Here is a 19465-nt window from a genome sequence, read left to right as displayed (position 1 = left end):
TGGGACGTCTTGTGCTTCCACCGAGCGGCTCGCCGCGGCCGCAAAGATGAGTGAGATCGCTCGCCGGACGGCATCGGCGGCCTTCTTGTTGGTCGGGTGAATGAAGGCCCGATGGATCGGAACGCCTGACCGGACTGTGCAGTATTTAGGTATCAATCCAGCGCGGCGAGCCAGTCGCCCCCCCTCTCGAGATCTAGACCGAACTCGATTGCAATGGATCGGATGCGCCGCATGTCGTCGGGCGAAAGCGGCGCATCCACCTCTGAGCCCTGCAGAATCATCTCCTCGTAGGCGATCTCCCACTCACCTGCATCGATGAGCGAGATCGCCAGGTCGTGCGCCTGGTCGTTCAAGAAATTCGGGATGGACGCCATCCATGTGACTTCGGATTTGAGATTCATTGTGTACCTTTGCTCGCGTGGAGGGCGGACTTCATTGACGGACAGGATAAGCGGTGATGATCCGATCGGTCGCGGGTTCGATGACTACCTTAATCAGTACGCCCTCTCTCTCCCCGGTCACTGTCGCGCGAATCGGGACGCCTCGATTTGTCAATTCCTTTATCTGGCCGTTCGGATAGGCCCAGGACAGACTCGGGTCTGTGGCTATATCCGAGACTTCGTGCATGATCTTCTCGGCGGACCAGTGTTCAGGGAAAAGGCTCTTTTCCGGCAAGCCCGGACTCATGTGTCGGTCAATGATGTGAGCGGTACCCCCGCCGTCCGCCAGACTGACGTAACTCTTGAGACCCCTCTTGCCCGCCATTGACAAGAGACTCGTGGTCTGTTGTGCGGCAACTCCCGCAGTCTCGCTAACAGAGCCGACGCTCCCCAAAGCCGCAGTGAAAAGTAACACAGATGGACGGACGACATCCGCTGCATGTTTATTGTTTGCCAGTAGGTCTCGCTGCCAGGCTGGCATTTTCGCAATACTTCGCGATTCGAGGAAGTCAGCCCACTGCTTATTGACCCAGTACTGGTTGTCGTTGTAGACGCCTGCTCGGGGGTAAGGTGTGGCCTTCGACTTCCAATCCCAGTTGTCAAGAGTCGTTTGGGTGAACCATTTCGGCGCGCTTTCGCTGCCGGGAACGTTGTGCGGCTTCGCTGGTCCGGGGCCACGAGGCGCGAATCGGCCCGTGCCGTTCGCCGCGGGTACCGCTGCGGTGCTGTGCGATCGCTCGGCGGAATCGGCTGACTGAAGGCCGGAGGGATCGGAACGACTGACCGGACTGTTCTGGCTGTACGAGTACCCGTTGTTCTGCTGCGGCTCGAACGGCGACAGGACCGGGTCGACGCTGACGAACTTCCCGAGGCCCGGGTCGTACTCCCGCGCCCCGAGATGCGTCAGGCCGCTGGCGGACGACCTCGGCGCGTTCAGGTACGCGTTGCTCGACGTCCAGCCGGATCCGGGCCCGCGGCTGTTGCCGTAGGGGTCCATGAAGCGCCGGCGGACGGATCCGGTGGCCTGGTCGACGGAGACGGACGCCGTTCCCACCGTGTCGGTCGCGAGCCAGACGATGGTGCTCACTGCGGGTGCGGCGGCGGTCGTGGTCCGCTCCGCGACGGCGGCGCCGTTGAAGCCGTAAGTGCGGGTCCCGGAGGTGGTCGAGGAGCCCGGCTTCCGCTGCAGCACGGTGTCGCCCAGGAAGAGGCGCGCCCCTTCGCCGGAGTCGACGCGCAGCAGGAGGTCGCCCGACGCGTCGTAGACGTTCGCCTGGGTGGCCGGACCCGCAACCACGCCGCTCAGCTTCCCGCGCGCGTCCCAGCTCAGGGTCTGGCCGGGCCGGCTCACTGTGTTGCCCGCGCCGTCGTAGGCGTAGCTGCTCGTCGCCGGCGCTCCGGCTCCGGTGGTCTGCGCCGTCGCGCTCACCGCGTGGGCGTGCCCGGCCGCACCGTAGCTGTAGTCGGTGGTCGAGGCGACTCCGCCGCCCGCCGCCGCGGCCGTCGTCTGCTTCGTCCGATTCCCGGTGACCGGATCGACCGTGTAGGTCGTCCGGTATGCGGCCGACCCGCCGAGTGCGACTCCCTCGCCGCTGTCACCGCACGTCCATCTCCCGTCGGCCGATGCCGGGGTCCACGCGTCCTTCAGGTTCTGCAGGGCGTCGTACGCGAAGCACTGCATCTCCTGCGCCGCCGTGTCCGCGGGGGACGGCGTGACGGTGTCGATGCCGGGATCGCCGATCCTGGTGCGGATCGACGTGATGCCGCCCGCGGGGTTGCGGCCGATCGTGCGGTCCGCGACCGTGAACGCCCCCCGCGTGCCGATGGTGAGGTTGCGGATCGCGGTGATCCGCCCGGTCGCGCCGTCGTGGTCGGTGGTGGTGAACATCTTCGTGTGCCCGGCCGCGCCCGGGTCCGGGTCGCTCTGGAACTGGGCGACGTCGCCGGTGTTGGTGAGGACGACCTTGCTCACGTAGTCGCGCAGTCCGGTCGAGCCGGCGACGAGCCCGAGGGAGTCGTAGCGGGTCTCCACCGTCTCCGCGGGGAGGCCCGGCTGTCCGGGCAGCCCGGCGACGGCCGGGAGGATCGACTTCTTCAGCGCCCCGTCCGGGTAGTACTCGGACCCTTGCGTGTAGCGGAAGCCGGAGAAGGCCGGCGCGCCCTCGGGGATCGAGGTCGTGACGCTGGTCGGCCGGTAGCCGGCGTCGATCGCGTCGATGCTCTTCAGGTAAGTCGTGCCGTCGACGGTGCTGGACGAGGTGGCTAGCTGCCCCTTGGCGCGGAGATCGTAGGTCCAGCCGGCGAGCTGCACTCCGGCGCCGTCGACCTGCGCCACCTTCCGGTCGAGCTCGTCGTAGCGGTACGCGAGGGCGACTCCGCGGCCGTCCACCGAGGTGAGCACGTTGCCGGCGTCGTCGTAGGTGAAGCTCGACGATCCGGTGTCGGGATCGCTGGAGCCGGTCTTGCGTCCGCGGACGTCGTAGCTCCAGGACCAGGTGCTGCCGTTCTGATCCTTCATGGTCGCCATCCGGCCCTGGGCGGTGTAGCTGTAGGCGGTGGTGATCGGCGAGGCGGAGTCGACGGCTCCCTGCCATTGGACGAGCCGGCTGGTGAGGCCCCGCGCGTCGGTGTAGGTCGTCTGCGCGGTGGCGCCGGCGGGCGGAGTGACGTCGACGCGGTCGACTCCGGAGTACCTGGTCGTGGTCGTCGAGCGGAGGTGGTTGCCGACCTCGTAGAGCGAGGAGGCGGTGATCCTGCCCGCCGAGTCGTAGGAGTGGACGGTGCGCGTCGGGATGTTGTTGGACGAGTAGGCCTGCAGCACCACGGCGCTGCTCGAGTACTCCTTGTTCGCGCCGTACGGGCCGTTGGTGGCGACGATCCGGCCGAGCGAGTCGTACTGCGTGTCCGCCACGACCGTGCTGTTCTCGGGCCCCGGGGTCCGGGACTGCACGAACCGGCCGAGGCCGTCGTAGACGTCGAGCTTCTTCAGGACCTGCCCGGCCGAGATCCTCGACGTCTCCACGGTGGAGATCCCGGTCGCGTGGATCGCGTAGCTGAAGCCGAGGCTCGGGGAGTCCGGGTTCTCCGTCTTCAGCCGGCCGGGCCGCCAGACCGCCGTCAGCCGGCCGAGGGCGTCGTGGTCGGTCGAGGTGATCCGGCCGTTCGGATCGGTGCTCGTCGTGGCTTGACCGCGGGCGGGGTCGAGCGCGGTGACGGTCTGCCAGCCCTTCGGGTTGGTGACGACGATCTGCGTCGGGGCGCCGGAGCCCGCGGCCGCACCCGCGGCCGGGGTGTACGCGGTCGTCGTGGTGCGCTGCGCGACGTCGGCGACCGAGATGACCCGGCCGACGGCGTCGTAGCCGGTGGTGCTGGTCCGCAACCAGGTCGGGGTGTATCCGGAGTACGACGCGGCGACCCAGTTGCCGGTGGCGTCGCCCCGCGACGGCGCGGCGCCGACCTCCGCTCCGTCGTACGCCGCCCGGGTCTGGACGATGACGTCGTCGGGGTAGCTCGCGTCGACGCCGCAGGCCTTCCCGAGCTTCAGGACCTCGCTGGAGAGCCCGATGATCCAGGCCGTCGTGTTCGCGGCGGCGTAGTTCGTGATCGTGCAGCTGGAGAGCTCTCCGGCGGGGGAGACGACGCTGACCGCGGTCGGGTAGCCGTAGGTCGGGTCGAAGGCGGTCGTCGTCGTGGTCACTCGGTCGCCGCCGGTGGAGAGGCGCTCCGTGACCTGCACGCTCCCGTCGCCGAGCTTCCGGGACTGCCGGGCGCCGTCGTCGGCGCCGACGGCGGAGGCCCACGGCGTCGTCACCGTGCCGGTGAGCACCGTGTCGTCGACGTACGTCCTCACCTCGCGCACCCGGCCGGCGAGCCACCGGTCGTCGGGAGCCTCGGTGCCGGGGACCATGCGCGTGCCCGGCTTGCCCCGGTCTCCGTTCAGTCCCCGGTAGAAGACGTAGTCGGTCCGGACCCGCTTGTCGGAGGTGCCCGGATCGCCGACCCGAACGCTCAGCTGCGCGTAGCCGGCGTACTCCGACCAGGTGCGCTTCGCCTCCGGGAGCAGGGGGTTCCGGTCGTAGCGCCAGGCCACCCCTCCGCTGTAGTCGTAGGTCGACACCTTCGTCGGGTCGACGGCGCCGTCGGTCTGCGGGCTCTCGAGCATCGTGCCGACGACGTAGGCGTTGAAGAGGTCCAGGCGCGGCACCGCTCCGGTGACCTTCGGCGTCCACCACTGCGGGAAGCAGCGTCTGGTGTTCCCGGCGAGATCGCCGAGCACCGCGGACTGGACGGCGGGGTCGTCGCACTCGGGGGCGAGGTAGGTGACGCTGATCCCGCCGCCGGTGGGCAGCCGGACCGCGTTCAGCCGCATCTTGTTGAGGAGCGCGTAGCCGATCGCGGCTCGTGCCCGGTTCTGGAGCTGTCGGCCGGAGAACGTCGTCGTCCCCTCCTGCAGCGTGCTCGCGCCGCTCCCGCCGGTGTGCGCGATCGAATCGAGCCAGAGGGCGGGGTCGGTGCCGTCGCCCGTCTCGGGGAAGGAGTGGCCGAGCGTCCAGGTGTCGACGGTGGCGTAGGCGGAGGAGGTGCGGACCTGGGTGGTGACGTTGTCCAGGCGCGCGGTCGTCCAGAAGGTGGGCGAGCGCTGACCGTCGCAGCTGCCGGTCGTGCAGTTGAGGTCGAACGGGACGTCGGGGTAGACGCTCGCGCTTCCCGCGGCGCCGTCCACACCCGGTGTCCGGACGTCGCCCCCGAGGGCCAGTGGGGCGCACGCACTCGCATCGGAGGCGTTGCAGCGCCCGGTGGCGCTGTAGCCGAAGGTCACCCTCCCGGTCGCGGCGTTCGGAGCGTATACGGTGCCCTCGGTCATGCCGTACTCGATGCTCGTCAGAGAACCGCCGCGCACGTAGGCGGTCGGGCCGGTGCCGGCCGTCGATCGGAAGCGGTTGGTCTCCTGTGCGTAGGAGAAGACCTCGGCGTTGCCGTGCGTGTCGACGACGTAGTCGAGGTTCCAGCGCCACGCCTGCGTGCAGGACGACGACGCGAAGGTCGAGCCGTGGCAGGGCTCACCCGCGTCGTCGCCGAAGACGGGCGCGGTGAAGACCGACTTCGTCTCGGGACTGCCCGGAGACCAGCCCGGGAGGCGGTTCCGGCCGAAGAAGTACTGGGTGCCGTCGGTGGTGGTCATCCGCCAGCACTCGGCGTCCTTCGCGCCGTTGCCGACGCACTCGGCCGATCCGGTGAGCTTCTCGATCCGGGATCCGTCGTCCTGCTCGAGCTTCCAGACGTTCGTCGTCCCGTCCCGGACGAGCACGCCGGAGTGCCCGCCGAACGACAGAGTCGCATTGTCGGTCTTCCAGCAGAGATCGCCGGACGCCTTCGCATCACGGCCGGCTTCGTCCTCCAGGGCGCAGGGGAGATAGCTGCGCTCGATGAAGCCGCTGCCGGCCAGGTCCCAGCCCTCGCCGACGACCGAGGTCTGATTGTTCGTGGACGCGGTGCGGCCGTCGACGCTCTGCGAGTCGTAGGCGAGGGCGAGCTCCGGCTGCGGGCCGGCCGCCGGCGGCGGGACGGCGAGCGGGTAGCTCCAGACGAAGGCGCCGGTCTGGGCGCTGACGTCCCACGTGCTCGACGGCGCGAGCGAGGTCGCCCGGTAGTCGCCGTTCCCCGCCGCCGAGCTCGCCGCCGCGGCCGCGGTCACCACGGTCGGCGCCGCGTCCGCCTGCACCCTCATGACGCTCGCTCCGGCGGTGCTCTTCGACGCCACCGGTGTCGCCGCGGCTCTACGGGGCGTGATCGCCGCCGCCGTCCTGATCGATGACGCCGGCTCCGCTGTCGTCGTCGTCGAGGGAGACTCCGGGATCTGCACCCAGGACACCCGCGAGGCGTAGTCGCCGCCGTAGAGGGCCGAGGTCAGCTCGTCCGGCACCGACAGCTCGACGACGCCCGCTGCGGTCGTCCCGTCCGTGCGGGACACCTCGAGGGTCAGACCGGTCGCACCCTTCGCCGCCGCCTCCTCGGCGCTGAGGATCGAGACGGACACCGACTCGACGGCGGGAGAGCCCTCCGCCGGACTCGCCTGGACCGTGATGCCCGTGTCGCCGAGCTCCGTCGGGGACGTGTGCGCCTCTGCCTCCGGATCGTCTGCTGACGGGAGCGCCGCGAGGCGCATCGCCGTCGACGCCGCAGCGGGCGACGCGGCCTCCGGCGACGGGGGAGAGGGGGTCTCCGCTGACAGATCGACGTCGAACGACTCCGGCTCCGGCAGTGCTGCCTCGTCCACGAGTGGAGCCGGTGCCGCTTCCCCGTCGGACTCGCGTCCGGCGATCGCATCGACGTCGACGAGGACGCCCCGATCGACCGGCGGCACGACCTCGGCGGCGTGGGCAGGTGTCACGGAGAGGACCGTGACGACCAGCACGGCGCTGACCGTCGAGGCGAGGAGGCGCCGGAAGCGGGCGCGACGGAGGAGGGAGTTCGGAGATGCCACAGGAAGGCCCGTTTCTCGAGGGTGTGCCGTCGGAGACGGACTAGTGGTCAAGCGGATGCGGGGTGACCGGGGCGGAGGTCTGCGGGCGGGTGGGGGTCGTCGGGTCGGCGGAGGCGGCGATCCTGAGCTGTGCGACGGTGGATCGGGTGCCGTCGGCGTTGGCGACGTTCGCCCAGCTGCCGACCTTGTCGACGCTCGTGACGAGGAGCGTCGAGACCTCGGCGATCGGCGCGACCGTGATCGTCGCCGACCGTCCGGAGGCGTCCGGGCAGACGACCTGGACCTCCCCGGTCCGGGTCCCGCAGGCGGGCAGCGCGTCGACCTCGGTCTTCAGGCTGTAGTCGCTCGGCACCCCGTCGGTGGGGACCCAGCGGTAGAGGAATCTGTCCACCCCGTCCTCGGCCGGTGCCTCGAAATGAATGGTGAACGGCCGGCCCACGGTGTAGCTCGCGGGGCTGGAGTCGTTCGTGATCGTCGGGAGGGTCGAGGGGCCGCTGTTGCGGACGGTGAAGTAGCACCACGGGGAGTCGTCCGACTGGAGACGATCGTCGTCCGCACGGGCCGACCAGGCGTAGCGACCGTCCGCCAGCGTTCCGGCGTCGAGCGTCATCGTGCGGTCCCAGCGGTCGGGCTCGACCGGTGTGGTGGCGAAGACGACCCTGGTCGAGCCCGGCGGGGCGTCGTGGCCGGTGCCGCCGCTGCTCGCGGTCACGACCTGGAAGCGCCCGTACATCGGATCGCCGTCGGGGTCGTGCATCGTCGCACGCAGGACGAGCGCTGTCCGGTTGGTCACCCAGGCGGGATCGGAGGCGACCCCGCAGCCGCGATCGGGCGTCGACATCACCACGTTCGTCGGCGACTCCGGCCTGCGGTCGTAGGTGACGGTCATCGAGGCCGAGGGATCGAACCGCTTCCACTGGCTGTGGTCGCCCTCATCCGGCGCCCGCAGTCCGAAGGTGATGGTGTCGGCGTTCGCGCCGGCGGCGACCTTCGCTCCTTCGGTGGCGTTCCACCCGACGTTCTTCTCGGGGCAGTCCGCCGCGCCGCGCCGCCCGGAGGCGTCGACGGTGTCGAGCTTCTGGATCCAGTTCCCGCCACCCGATTCGTTCCAGGTCGCGCCCTCGCGCATGCTGCCGGTCCACCAGAGCTCGACCGGTGTCGCGGTGCAGTTCCAGGACCAGATCTCGTGCGCGCTGAAGCTCGCGCTGATGATCTCCGCGCCCTTGATGCCCTCGGTGGGCATCAGGAAGAAGGACCGGGCGTTGCGGATGTCCCCCGCCGGATCGTCGACCGAGCCGACGGACTGCCCGCGGCCGTCGTTGCCCTGCCCGTCGAGGAACGAGGCGTTCGGCAGGTTGGACGCCACCCACCACGAGTGAGCGCGAGTGCCGGAGAAGTCCGGGTCGATGAAGACGGGATAGTCGAGGCCGGGAGTCGTGAGAACGGAGTCGACGTCCAGAGACAGCGAATCGCCCGTCGTGCTCGTCGGGACCGTGCTCGACTCGGGAGCGTCGCCCGTCGGCCGACTCCCCGCGTCGACGGAGGACGAGTCCCACCAGGTCGGCGCGCTCGCGACGAGGGCGGAGTCCCTCCCGTCGATCTCCGCCGAAAGGCCGCCGTCGGCCTCCCGAGAGACCTCGCCGCCGTCGAACTCGAAGCGGACGGTGTCGAGCTCCGGATTCGTGGCGGCCTCCGGCGTCTTCACGATCAGGACCTGCGACATCCCGACGTTGGTCGACGCGACCCGGAGGTCCACCTCGGGGAAGACGTCCTGGTACAGCGCCGTCGAGCCGTCCAGAACCGGGCTCGGCAATACGCCGTGTTCCCAGTTCATCGACAGCCAGGCGCCCGTCGCCGTCCGGATCTGCGCCAGCTTCCGATCACCGCCTCCCGAGAATCGGACGGGCACCGTGGCGACTGCGGGCTCGATCGCGCCATCGGCCGTCCGGGACATCGTGGTATCCACGTCGATCCACGTGCCGTTCCGCTCGACGCGCTGCGGCTCCGTGCTCGCGACGTACTGCATCGTGCCGTCGGGCAGGGCCGTCGTGATCTCGGTCGCGGTCGTCCTGCTGCTGACCACGACATCCTGGTCGAACGTCCTCGCGAGGGATGCGGCGTCGGCGTCGGTGGAGGCTTCAGCGGCATCGGCGGTCGCGGCGGCGACTCGCTCGACGGTGGGCGCCGTCGGGACCGCGCCGGCGACCGGTGCGAGGAGCGGGGCGACCAGGGCGGCGACGGCGAGGAGCGGCACGCGCCGCCCGCGGCTCCGATCGCCGGTCGCGCTCCCTCGGAACATCGTGTGCACCACTGCCCACTCCTGCCTGTCGACGGACAGGTGAGCGGACCTCACCTCGTCTCGGGTCGAGAGCCTGGCAGCCGACGCGCGAATCGCCTCTGACGATCTTCGAAGCTGATCGGATCGGCAGTCGGGCGGCTCCCTGCTGGGGAGGCTCGGGAGAGCGCGCTACGCCAGTGCGGGAGCGGGCTCGGTCTCCGGACGGAGCGCTGTCGACCAGCGCGGCGCCCGCCGAAGCTGGCGCGTCGTGCGGGCCGCCGATGGCGCGTCCTGCCTCAACAGCCGATCGAGGAGATGACGTACCCGCCGCCCACGTAGGACGGTCCGTGGTAGCCCCAGGCGTTCAGGTCGGTCGCGTTCGTGACTCCGGCGACGAGGGCGGGTTGCGAGCGGCCGGAGTTGTCGAGGTTGCCGCCCCAGGCGTAGACGGTCGCGTTCGAGGCGAGCGCCAGGTAGGTGCCGTCCGTGCTGAACACCTTCGTCAGGGTGACGCCCGCGGGGATCGTCCTCGCCTCCGTGCGGTAGGCGTTGCCCGCGGGCTGCGCGGCGAAGAACTGGGCGACCGTTCCCGCCGTGGTGGCGTACACGCCGCCGGTGTAGCCCTCGTAGGTCCAGGCGTGGGTCGTCGCGAGGTTCTCGGCGCGCAGGATCCAGCCCGCGCCGCCGGGCGACGAGGTGAACGCGGCGCCCTGCGTCCACAGCTCGCCGGAGCCGGTGAGGGCGTAGACGGTGGACTGCCCGGCCTGGAACTCGACGATGTCCGCCGGAGCGCCGCCGAGGGCGGTGAGGGCGTGGCTGCCGTTCCAGGCGCTGACGCCCCCGTCGGCGCGGAGGATCCCGCCGCCGAAGGCGAGGACGCCGTTGGCTCGGCGGTAGCTCCAGGTGCTGATCGCCGACGCCCCGGCCGTGCCCGCGATGAGCGTGGCGGCGACCTGCTCGCCCGAGGTCGCGTTCGCCCACCAGTGCAGGCCGGTGCTCGTGAGGGCGTAGCTGTAGCCGTCGTTCGACTCCGCGGCGAGGACCGTGCCGGTGACGCCGGTCACCGCCACGACGGTGAGCGGCCCGGTGCCGGTCCCCGTGCGGTACCACTGGCGGACGGAGTCCGCTCCGGCTCCCGCGGCGATGCCACCGGCGGAGGTGTTGCCGGCCTGCACGCAGGTCCAGGTGTCGATGAACACCATGCCCGTCACCGCGGCTCCGGCGAACGTCAGGGTTCCGGGAGCAGTCACCGGGGCGCCGAGGTTCGCTCCCCAGTACCGCACCCGGCCGTCGGCGGTCAGCACGGCGGCGTTCCGGCCGGCGCTGGCGGCGAGCTCGTCGCCGGAGATGGCACCGTGGACGCCGTCGGCGACTCCGGGCACGACGGCGGTGGAGAACGTCGGCTGCTGGTTCGCGCCGCCGGGGGAGCGCGTGAGCTCCACCACCTGGCCGGGGCTCGCGGTCACCGTCCCCGGCGCGTAGGCGATCGCCGTGCCGTAGGTGGCCGTGATCGTGTAGGAGCCCGCGGACCCTGACGCGGCGAACGCCGGGACGGAGACGACGCCCTCCGTGCCGACCGCCACCACGGCGGAGGTCCCGCCGGCGGAGAAGCCGAGCCCGGGCGGGAGCGTGACGGTCACCGTGGCGCCACTGGCCGCGGGAGACGTCCCGTCGAGGGCGCGGAAGAGCACGGTGCCGGCGGGCACGACGTCGCAGCGGACCGCCTCGAAGCCGGTCACGTCGAGCAGATCGGGCGGACCGACGGGCTCGGGCGGCGTCGAGGCGGCGGCGTGCGGCGCCGCGGTGACCAGGGCGACGGTGGGGATCGTCCAGGCGGCGGCCGCCACGATCGAGCGCCGGCGGAGTGGCGAGCCGGACGGGGAGGCGGGGTCGGCCATCAGGTTTCCTCGGGGGCGCGGAGGACGGCGTGGATCGCGCTGCCGTCCAGGATGAAGAGGGGACGCGCCGAGCATGGCAACGCAACCATCTCGCCGTCACTCTCGATCCCGAGATCAACCCCTGAAGGGGGTGCGGTCCGCCCGAGCTCGATGCGGGGTGGTCGTCCCCGGCTGATCGCAGCGTCTGCACGGCGCGGCCCTTCGGTAGGGTCGTCGCGTGAGCAACGAGACGAGCAGCTACGCCCGCGCGGGAGTCGACACGGCGGCCGGGGACCTCGCCGTCGAGCTGATGAAGGCGGCGGTGTCCGCCACCCACGACCGCAATGTGCTGGGGGGAGTGGGCGGGTTCGCCGGGCTCTACGACGTCTCGTTCCTCAAGGACTTCCGGGCGCCGCTGCTCGCGACCTCGACCGACGGCGTCGGCACGAAGGTCGCCATCGCGCAGGCGATCGACAAGCACGACACCATCGGGCAGGACCTCGTCGGCATGGTCGTCGACGACATCGTCGTGGTCGGCGCCCGCCCGCTCTTCATGACCGACTACATCGCCTGCGGCAAGGTCGTCCCCGCGCGGATCGCGGACATCGTCGCGGGGATCGCCCGCGCCTGCTCGGCCACCGGGACCGCGCTCGTCGGCGGCGAGACCGCCGAGCACCCGGGGCTCCTCGGCCCGGACGACTACGACGTGGCCGGTGCGGCCGTCGGCGCGGTCGAGGCGGACGCGGTGCGCGGCGCCGACCGGGTGCGCGACGGCGACCTGGTGATCGCGATGGCCTCCTCCGGGCTGCACTCCAACGGCTACTCGCTCGTGCGCCACATCCTCGCCGAGAAGGGGATCCGCTTCACCGACACCTCCGCCGAGCTCGGGGGCGTCGTGGGCGAGGTGCTGCTCGAGCCGACCCGCCTCTACACGGCGCCGCTGCTCCGGGTGCTCGAGGACGAGACGCTCGGCGCGGGCGTGCACTCGATCAGCCACGTGACCGGCGGCGGGATCGCGGCGAACCTGGCGCGCGTGCTGCCGCGCGGCTCCTGGGTCGAGGTGGAGCGCTCGAGCTGGAGCCCGGCCGACGTGTTCCGGGCGCTCGCCGCGATGTCGGGGGCGACGCTGGAGAGCACCGAGGGCACCTGGAACCTCGGCATCGGGATGTTCGCCGTCGTCGACGCCGACGCGGCGCCCGCGGTCATCGCGGCGCTGGAGGCGTCGGGCGTGCCGTCCTGGGTCGCGGGCCGGGTGTCGCTGAGCGAGCGCTCGCTCGACGGCTTCGAGCAGGGCGCCAAGGGCGTCGACGGCGGCGCGGTGCGCCTGGTCGGCTCGTACGCGGGCTGACCGCGGGGCCGTCCGGCTCGACCTTCGGCTCGTGGGACGGGCTTCGGCTCGTCGGAATCGGCTGATCGGGCGTGCCGGAGGTGTTTTCGAGTGCCGGAGGTTCTGGCGGAGGAGACCGTCGGCACGTCGAACGGGCCTCGGCTCGTGGAAGTCGGCTGGTGTGGCGTGCCGGAGCTGGATCCGCGTGCCGGAGGTTCCGGCGGAGGGGCTTGGGCACGTCGAACGGGCCTCGGCTCGTGGAAGTCGGCCGGTGTGGCGTGCCGGAGCTGGATCCGCGTGCCGGAGGTTCCGGCGGAGGAGCTTGGGCACGTCGAACGGGCCTCGGCTCGTGGAAGTCGGCTGATGTGGCGTGCCGGAGCTGGATCCGCGTGCCGGAGGTTCCGGCGGAGGAGCTTGGGCACGTCGAACGGGCCTCGGCTCGTGGAAGTCGGCTGATGTGGCGTGCCGGAGCTGGATCCGCGTGCCGGAGGTTCCGGCGGAGGAGCTTCGGCACGTCGAACGCGGCTGGGCACGTGGAGATCGGCTGATTCTGCGTGCCGGAGATGGTCTCGCGTGCCGGAGGTCCGACGGAGAAGCTTCGGCACGCGGAACGGGTCTCGGCTCGCGAGTATCGGCTGGGCCGGCGTGCCGCAGGTGGTTTCGCGTGCCGGAGGTGGGGCGGCGATCGGGCCCGCGTCAGGCCGGGCGGTGGCGGCTCCGGGAGGGTCCCGCGCCCGGAGCGGCGGGCTGCGCGGCAGGGCGCCGGCGCTCGGGGGCGTGCGCTCGCTCCCAGGAGTGCTCGCGGCGGGTCAGCAGCCAGGAGCCCCAGGCGCAGAGCAGGAAGGCGGCCGCCGTGGCGAGCAGGGCGGTGATCCAGGTGGCGGCGTCCCGGCTGACGAGGAGGTTCGCGGCGAGGATCAGCACGCCGAACGCGGCGCCGACGCTCGTGCCGGCGATGAAGGCGCCGCTCCGGCGGCTCATCGCGCGGACGGTGACCATGCCGGCGATCGCGCCGAGGCCTCCCACCGCGCCGAGGCCGGCGCCGGAGGCGACGCCCATCAGCATCCCGAAGCCGACCAGCGCGGAGGGGTCGAGCGCTCCGGCGGCGAGCGCGCTCGGGAGGTAGAGGGCCAGGGCGACCGCGGCTCCGACCGCGCCGCCGACGAGGACGGCGCCGATCAGCAGTGCGGCGGTCACGGACATGATCCGGGCGACCGGGCGCGCGGATCCTTCGGGTTCGAACATCGCGGCTCCATCGACGCGGACCTGCGGGTCGTTCCGCGGGTGGACTTCGGACACTACGCCTCCGACAGCTTTCGCGGGGTCGGCGCGGCGGAGTCCTCGCGGTGCGGCCAGGTCCTCGGGGCCGACGCTCGGGAGCGGTGGCCGATGCTGCGTCCTGCGGCGTCGCGGAGTGAGTGACGCCGGTCCGGCGGCGCGGACACAACGGCGCGGACACAACGGCCCGGACGCAACGGCGCGGACACAGCGGCCCGGACACAGCCCCGCCGACTCAGCGCGGCAGGCTCAGCGCCGCAGGGTCTCGCTCGGCAGCTCACCGAAGCGCTGGGTGTAGTGCTGGGCGAACCGGCCGCCACTGATGAATCCCCAGTGAGCAGCCACGTCGCCGACGACGAGGGTCTGCGGGCCGCCGGCGACGAGCTCGTCGTGGGCGAGGTCGAGGCGCACGCCGCGCAGGTACTGCCGCGGCGTCATCGAGTAGGCGCGCTGGAAGGCGAGCTGGACGCCGCGCACGGTCAGACCGGCGGCGTCGGCGATGTCGGCGACGCCGAGCGGCAGGTCGGCGTTCGCGTGCACGAACTCGACCGCCCTTCGCAGCCGCCGGGCGCTGACCGAGTGCGGTGCGGAGGGCAGCGGGACGACCCGGTGCGCGAAGGCCTGCAGCACGGCCGCGGCGGCGACCTGCGACGCGGACTCGCGCTGCAGCGACGAGGGGGCCTTCACCCCGGTGAGCGTGTCGCGGAGCACCCGCACCGCCGCCCACCAGGGGGCGGGCGAGTGCGCGAGCGGGGCGAAGCGGATCGGGCCGGGCGCGGTGCCGTGCAGCTCGGCGGCGGCGCGCTCCAGGTAGGCGGAGTCGAAGTGGACCAGCGCGTCGCGGTACTCGCTCGTCTCGAAGCCGAACGGGCGGCCGGAGGGGAACATCGCCGGCCGGCCGGCGACCAGCCGGTTCTCGTCGCGGCCGAGGTCGAGGCTCGCGCGCCCCTCGTTGAGCCAGAGCACGATGTAGACGCCGGTGGGCTCGACCGTGCCGCGGACCGAGCCGAGGAAGGAGGCGGCGTGCAGGCTCACGGGGCCCGGGCCGGTCGACGCGTAGCGGTAGGCGAACGGGACGCGGGTGTGCTCGGCGCGGAACCCCGACCCGTTGTAGCCGCGGGAGTAGAACGCGCGCGCCTCGTCGAGGTCGCGGCCGCGCGTCTCCGAGTGCCACACGGGCGACGGCGCGGACGCGGGCTTCATCTCGACATCCTGGCAGCGACGACCGACATCGAGCGCGCCCGGGCGGTCGGCGCGCTCACGAGCCGAGCCCCCGGTCCAGCCAGAACAGCCCGAGCGCGGCGACGTCGGAGGTGCCGACGATCGCGCCGGAGCGGACCATCGCCGCCACCTCGGCGTCCGGGAACCACTGCTGCCGCATGTCCTGCTCGGTCTCCTCGCGCTCGGGCTCGCCGTGCTCGAGGTCCTCGGCGAGGAAGACGTCGAACGACTGCGCGACGAACCCGTCGGCCTCGCTGAGCCGGCCGAGCGGTCGGAGTCGTCCGGCGCGCAGGCCGGTCTCCTCGCGCAGCTCGGCACGCGCGAGCGCCTCGGCGTCGCCGCCGGGCGAGTCGTGAGGCCAGCCGCCGGACGGGAACTCCCAGGTGCGGCGGCCGATCGGGTAGCGGTACTGCTCGACCAGCCAGAAGCCGTCGCGCTCGCGCGGGACGATCAGCGCGTAGTCGGCGCGCTCGACGACGGAGTAGACGCCCTCGACGCCGCCGGGCCAGCGCACCTCGTCCTCGCGGACGCGGATCCACGGGGTCTCGTACGCGACACGGGTGGAGAGCTGCTCGACGCGGCCGTGCTGCCCGGACTGCTCTGAAAGCGCAGGCTGCTCCGGAAGCGGAGACCGCTCCGGGAACGCAGAAGCCGCGGGGTCGCTCGACTGGAGCGGCCCCGCGGCGGAGGAGGGATCAGGCACGCTTCTGGTGCTGCTCCTCGACGAGGTCGGTGTCGTCGCCCTCGTCCTCATCGTCGATCCACTTCGAGTAGTCCGGCTCGTCCGGGTGGCTGAGCTCGCGCTCGAGCGCACTGTAATCGACCGTTGGGCTGAACGACTTCAGCTCCCGAGCGATCTTGGTGTTCTTTGCCTTCTGACGGCCGCGCCCCATGGGTGACCCCCTCACGATGACAGGCCAGACGGGCGGTGAGCCGGCTGGAGAAAAAGAAGCAGACAGGAAGTATGAAATCTAGCCGGTAGTTTAGCAGACGAGGCACCGGCCCCCCTGTGCGCGAGCAGCGGAGTGAGCGGCGCCTCCCGACCGCGTGGGGAGCACCGTGGACAGTGCGCTCGATCCGCGGCCCGTCGTCGTGGTCGGCGCCGGTCAGGCGGGGCTCTCGGTCGCCTACTACCTCCGCCGTCTGGGCCTGCGCCCGGGCGTCGACTTCGCCGTCCTGGACCGCGGGCCGCGCGCCGGCGGTGCCTGGCAGTTCCGCTGGGAGGCGCTCCGGCTCGGCTCCGCGCACCGCGTGCACGACCTGCCCGGGATGGAGCGGCTCGGCCTGTCCTTCGCGACCGCGGACCGCCGCCGGCCCGCGCGCGACGTCGTCACGGAGTACTACGAGGCCTACGAGAGCGCCTACGAGCTCGCCGTCCGACGGCCGGTGGCGGTGCGCGGCGTCAGCAGTGCGACGATCGGCGACAGGACGGCACCGCTCGTCGTGGAGACCGACGCCGGCAGCGAGCGCGCCCGGATCCTCGTCAACGCCACCGGGACCTGGGGCTCGCCGTTCCTGCCGTACTACCCGGGCCGGGACGACTTCGAGGGCGTCCAGATCGACACGACCGAGTACCTGCGCGCCGCCGACTTCGCCGGGCAGCAGGTGATCGTGGTCGGCGGCGGGACCTCCGCGATCGGCTTCCTCCTCGAGCTGGAGCGGGTCGCGCGCTCGCTGACCTGGGCGACGCGGCGACCGGTGGTCTACCGGGACGGCGAGCAGCTCGCGCTGGAGTCGGCGGTGGAGGCGGTGGCCGAGCAGGAGCGCGCGGCGCGGGCCGGCCGCGCGCTGCCGAGCATCGTCGGCGGGACCGGGGTGCAGCGCACGCGCCGGGTCGTGGCGGGCATCGAGCGCGGCGTGCTGCACGAGCGCGGCATGTTCTCCTCGATCGAGCCGCACGGGGTGCGCTGGCCGGACGGCTCCTACACCCGCGCCGACGCGATCATCTGGGCCACCGGCTTCCGCCCGGAGCTGCGGCACCTCGCGCCGCTCGGCCTGCGCGAGCGCGAGGGCGGCGTCGCGGTCGAGGACGGCGCGTCGCTCACGGACCCCCGGGTCTTCTTCGCGGGCTACGGGCCGACGGCGTCGACGATCGGCGCGAACCGCTCCGGCCGGCGGATCGCCCGCGCGGTCGTGGCGCGGCTGTCCTGACGGCGGCGCGGCCCGGTGAGGCGGCGCCCTTGCCTGCTGGTCGAGTAGCCCCGGAGGGGCGTATCGAGACCCATCGTCGTCAGGACGGGGGTCTGCAGGGTCTGTGTCCTGGCGGTGGTGGATCTCGATACGCCCGCTGCGCGGGCTACTCGATCAGCATGGGCTTGCCCGCTGCAGGGGCTACTCGACCAGCAGAAATAAGCGTGGGCCGCGGCGCGGGCCGCTCATTCGGCGAGGGCGGCGCGGGCCGCTCGGTCGGCAGAGAAGGCGCGGGCCTCCGCCACTCAGTGGGCGTCGCGCCAGTCGATGGGGACGACGGAGCCGCGGTAGCGGATCCCGTCGACGCGGATGGAGCCGGCGAGGGCGGGCGTGATCGGCGCGACGACGAGCGTCGAGCCGCCGGGCGCGAGGCCGAGGGCGGCCGAGAGCACGGCGATCGAGGCGGCGGCCGACCAGGCCTGCGGGCGGCAGGCGGCGGGGTACGGCACGGGAGCCGCCACCTCGGCGGCGGCGTCCCCGGAGTGCAGCTCGGGCATCCGGTAGCCGAAGCCCTCGGCAGCGGCGAGCAGCCCGCGGGAGAGGGCGGTCGCCTCCGCGCCGAAGCCCTCGCGGGCGAGCCCGGTCACGGCGATCGCGGTGTCATGGGCCCAGACCGAGCCGCCGTGGTACGAGAGCGGCCAGTAGCCGCCGGAGTCGGTCGACAGGGTGCGCAGCCCGTAGCCCGAGTCGAGCTCGGGGGAGCCGAGCAGCTGCGCCACGCGGGCCGCCTGCTCGGGCTCGAGGATCCCGGTGCCGAGCAGGTGGCCGATGTTGCTGGTGACGGTGTCGACCGGGCGCTTCTGCGCGTCCAGCGCGATCGCGGGGTGCCCGCCGTCCGCGTCGTCGATCCAGAAGGCTCCGATGAAGCGGCCCTTGAGCGCGGCGGCGTAGGCGCGCCACTCCGCTCCGTCGCGGCCGAAGTGCTCGAGCATCGCCGCGCCGCCGACCGCCGCCTCATAGGCGTAGGCCTGCACCTCGCAGAGCGCGATCGGCCCGTCGGCGAGGCTGCCGTCGCGCCACTGGATCGAGTCGCCCGAGTCCTTCCAGCCCTGGTTCGCGAGGCCGTGGCCGGTGGTGTCGACGTACTCGAGGAATCCGTCGCCGTCGGAGTCGCCCTCGTCGCGGAGCCAGCGCAGCGCGGCCTCGAGCGCCGGCAGCAGCGCCTCGACCTCCTCGTCCGCGAGACCCCAGCGCCAGGCATCGTGCAGCAGGCAGACCCAGAGCGCGGTCGCGTCGACGGTGCCGAAGTAGAGCGGCGGCAGCGAGACGCCCTCGCCCGGGATCTCGAGGGTCGTCGAGCGCAGCTCGTGCATGATCTTGCCCGGCTGCTCGGCCGTCTCGGCGACGTGCTCGGTGCCCTGCAGCCCCGCGAGGACCCGCAGGGTGGAGGCGGCCAGCTCGGTGCCGAGCGGGAGGAGCATCCGCGCCGCCCAGATCGAGTCGCGACCGAAGAGCGTGAAGAACCAGGGCGCGCCCGCCGCGAGGAACGGCGCGTCCGGCCGCTCCAGCGTCACCATCCGCAGCGCGTCCAGGTCGTCGAGGGCCGCGCGGCACCAGGCGGCCAGCCGCGAGTCGCCCGCCTCCACGGTGGCACCCGCCCACTCGGCCGGGCCGGGGGCGGCGCCGACGACGGCCGCGGAGTCGGTCATCGCGATGCTCCAGGCGACCTCGACCGAGCCGCGAGCCGGGACGACCACGTCCCAGGAGAGCGTCCCGCCGGGCGAGACCGCGGCGCCCTCGGCCCGCACCTCGGCGCGGGCGCCCGCGTGGGTCCAGACCAGGGAGGAGCCGTCGACGGCGGTCGCTACCGCGGTCTCGTCCCGGAGCCCCGCCTTCACCACGTGCACGAGCGAGAAGTCGGGGTCGAGCGCGAGCTCGACCGTGGTGGCGACGGCGCCGGGCAGCGCCGACTCGAGCCGGATCCGCTCCTCGAGCCCGCCGGCGGTGACCGTGCGGAGGCGCACGACCCGCAGCCGCGGGTCGGCGGCGTCGTCGTCGAGGTGGCGCGCGAGGGCGGTGAAGCGGGCGGAGGAGGCGCCGTCGCGGCCGACCGCGATCGACTCGAGCGGCTCCCCGCCGACGAGCAGGCGCAGGCCCGCCAGGACGCGGACGTCGCCGTGGTAGAGCCCGTGCGCGGGCAGCGCGCCGAGCTCGCCGGCGTCGTCGCTCCAGAGCTGGGTGGGGGCCCGGAGCAGGACGACGGCGTCGTTCAGCAGGGGCTGCCGGGGCGGGCGGGGGCGGTCGTCGTGGTCGGTCGTCACGGTCGACTCCTCACTGGATCGTCGGTACTGGAGCGTACGGCCGGTTGACAGCGCCGTCGCCGCAGGTAACATTACCCAGGAATTTGATCGATCAAATAACTCGGTCTGC

Annotated in this window: 11 protein-coding genes; 2 read left to right on the top strand and 9 right to left on the bottom strand. The window is 72.3% G+C overall.

Annotation, left to right across the window (positions count from 1 at the left end; translation table 11 throughout):
* Positions 1-152: 152 nt before the first annotated feature.
* The 4 genes from MT351_RS10735 to MT351_RS10720 form a co-directional block, all read right to left on the bottom strand.
* Positions 153-401 (bottom strand): hypothetical protein, encoded by a 249-nt coding sequence (locus tag MT351_RS10735; RefSeq protein ID WP_132436579.1) that lies wholly within the window; start codon positions 399-401, stop codon positions 153-155.
* A 31-nt stretch (positions 402-432) separates the two neighbouring features.
* Positions 433-6924: an RHS repeat-associated core domain-containing protein gene (locus MT351_RS20305; RefSeq protein ID WP_243582168.1), complete on the bottom strand. Its 6492-nt coding sequence runs from the start codon at positions 6922-6924 to the stop codon at positions 433-435.
* A gap of 40 nt (positions 6925-6964) precedes the next feature.
* A complete protein-coding gene (locus MT351_RS10725) occupies positions 6965-9235 on the bottom strand; it encodes a hypothetical protein (RefSeq protein WP_243582167.1) in 2271 nt (756 codons plus the stop codon).
* 263 nt (positions 9236-9498) lie between these two features.
* Positions 9499-11100 (bottom strand): hypothetical protein, encoded by a 1602-nt coding sequence (locus MT351_RS10720; RefSeq protein WP_243582166.1) that lies wholly within the window; start codon positions 11098-11100, stop codon positions 9499-9501.
* Between the two features lie 217 nt (positions 11101-11317).
* Between MT351_RS10720 and purM the strand changes: the two genes are divergently transcribed.
* Positions 11318-12427, top strand: a complete 1110-nt coding sequence (purM, locus tag MT351_RS10715; protein ID WP_243582165.1) for a phosphoribosylformylglycinamidine cyclo-ligase — start codon at positions 11318-11320, stop codon at positions 12425-12427.
* Positions 12428-13102: 675 nt separating this feature from the next.
* On the opposite strand, the gene MT351_RS10710 is transcribed toward purM, so the two are convergent.
* The 4 genes from MT351_RS10710 to MT351_RS10695 form a co-directional block, all read right to left on the bottom strand.
* On the bottom strand, positions 13103-13651 hold the full coding sequence (locus tag MT351_RS10710) for a hypothetical protein (RefSeq protein WP_243582164.1): 549 nt from the start codon (positions 13649-13651) through the stop codon (positions 13103-13105).
* 282 nt (positions 13652-13933) lie between these two features.
* On the bottom strand, positions 13934-14887 hold the full coding sequence (locus MT351_RS10705; RefSeq protein ID WP_243582163.1) for a helix-turn-helix transcriptional regulator: 954 nt from the start codon (positions 14885-14887) through the stop codon (positions 13934-13936).
* Positions 14888-14942: 55 nt separating this feature from the next.
* Positions 14943-15608, bottom strand: a complete 666-nt coding sequence (locus MT351_RS10700) for an NUDIX hydrolase (protein ID WP_243582162.1) — start codon at positions 15606-15608, stop codon at positions 14943-14945.
* On the bottom strand, positions 15601-15798 hold the full coding sequence (locus MT351_RS10695) for a DUF3073 domain-containing protein (RefSeq protein ID WP_123448069.1): 198 nt from the start codon (positions 15796-15798) through the stop codon (positions 15601-15603). Before MT351_RS10695 ends, MT351_RS10700 begins: the two co-directional genes overlap by 8 nt.
* 166 nt (positions 15799-15964) lie before the next feature.
* On the opposite strand from MT351_RS10695, the gene MT351_RS10690 reads away from it, so the two are divergent.
* A complete protein-coding gene (locus MT351_RS10690; protein WP_243582161.1) occupies positions 15965-17056 on the top strand; it encodes an NAD(P)-binding domain-containing protein in 1092 nt (363 codons plus the stop codon).
* A 284-nt stretch (positions 17057-17340) separates the two neighbouring features.
* On the opposite strand, the gene MT351_RS10685 is transcribed toward MT351_RS10690, so the two are convergent.
* Positions 17341-19356 (bottom strand): glycogen debranching N-terminal domain-containing protein, encoded by a 2016-nt coding sequence (locus MT351_RS10685; RefSeq protein ID WP_243582160.1) that lies wholly within the window; start codon positions 19354-19356, stop codon positions 17341-17343.
* Positions 19357-19465 lie beyond the last annotated feature (109 nt).

It is taken from the genome of Rathayibacter sp. VKM Ac-2926 (assembly GCF_022815565.1).
Classification (GTDB): domain Bacteria; phylum Actinomycetota; class Actinomycetes; order Actinomycetales; family Microbacteriaceae; genus Rathayibacter; species Rathayibacter festucae.
This window is presented reverse-complemented; position numbering and strand designations above follow the sequence as displayed.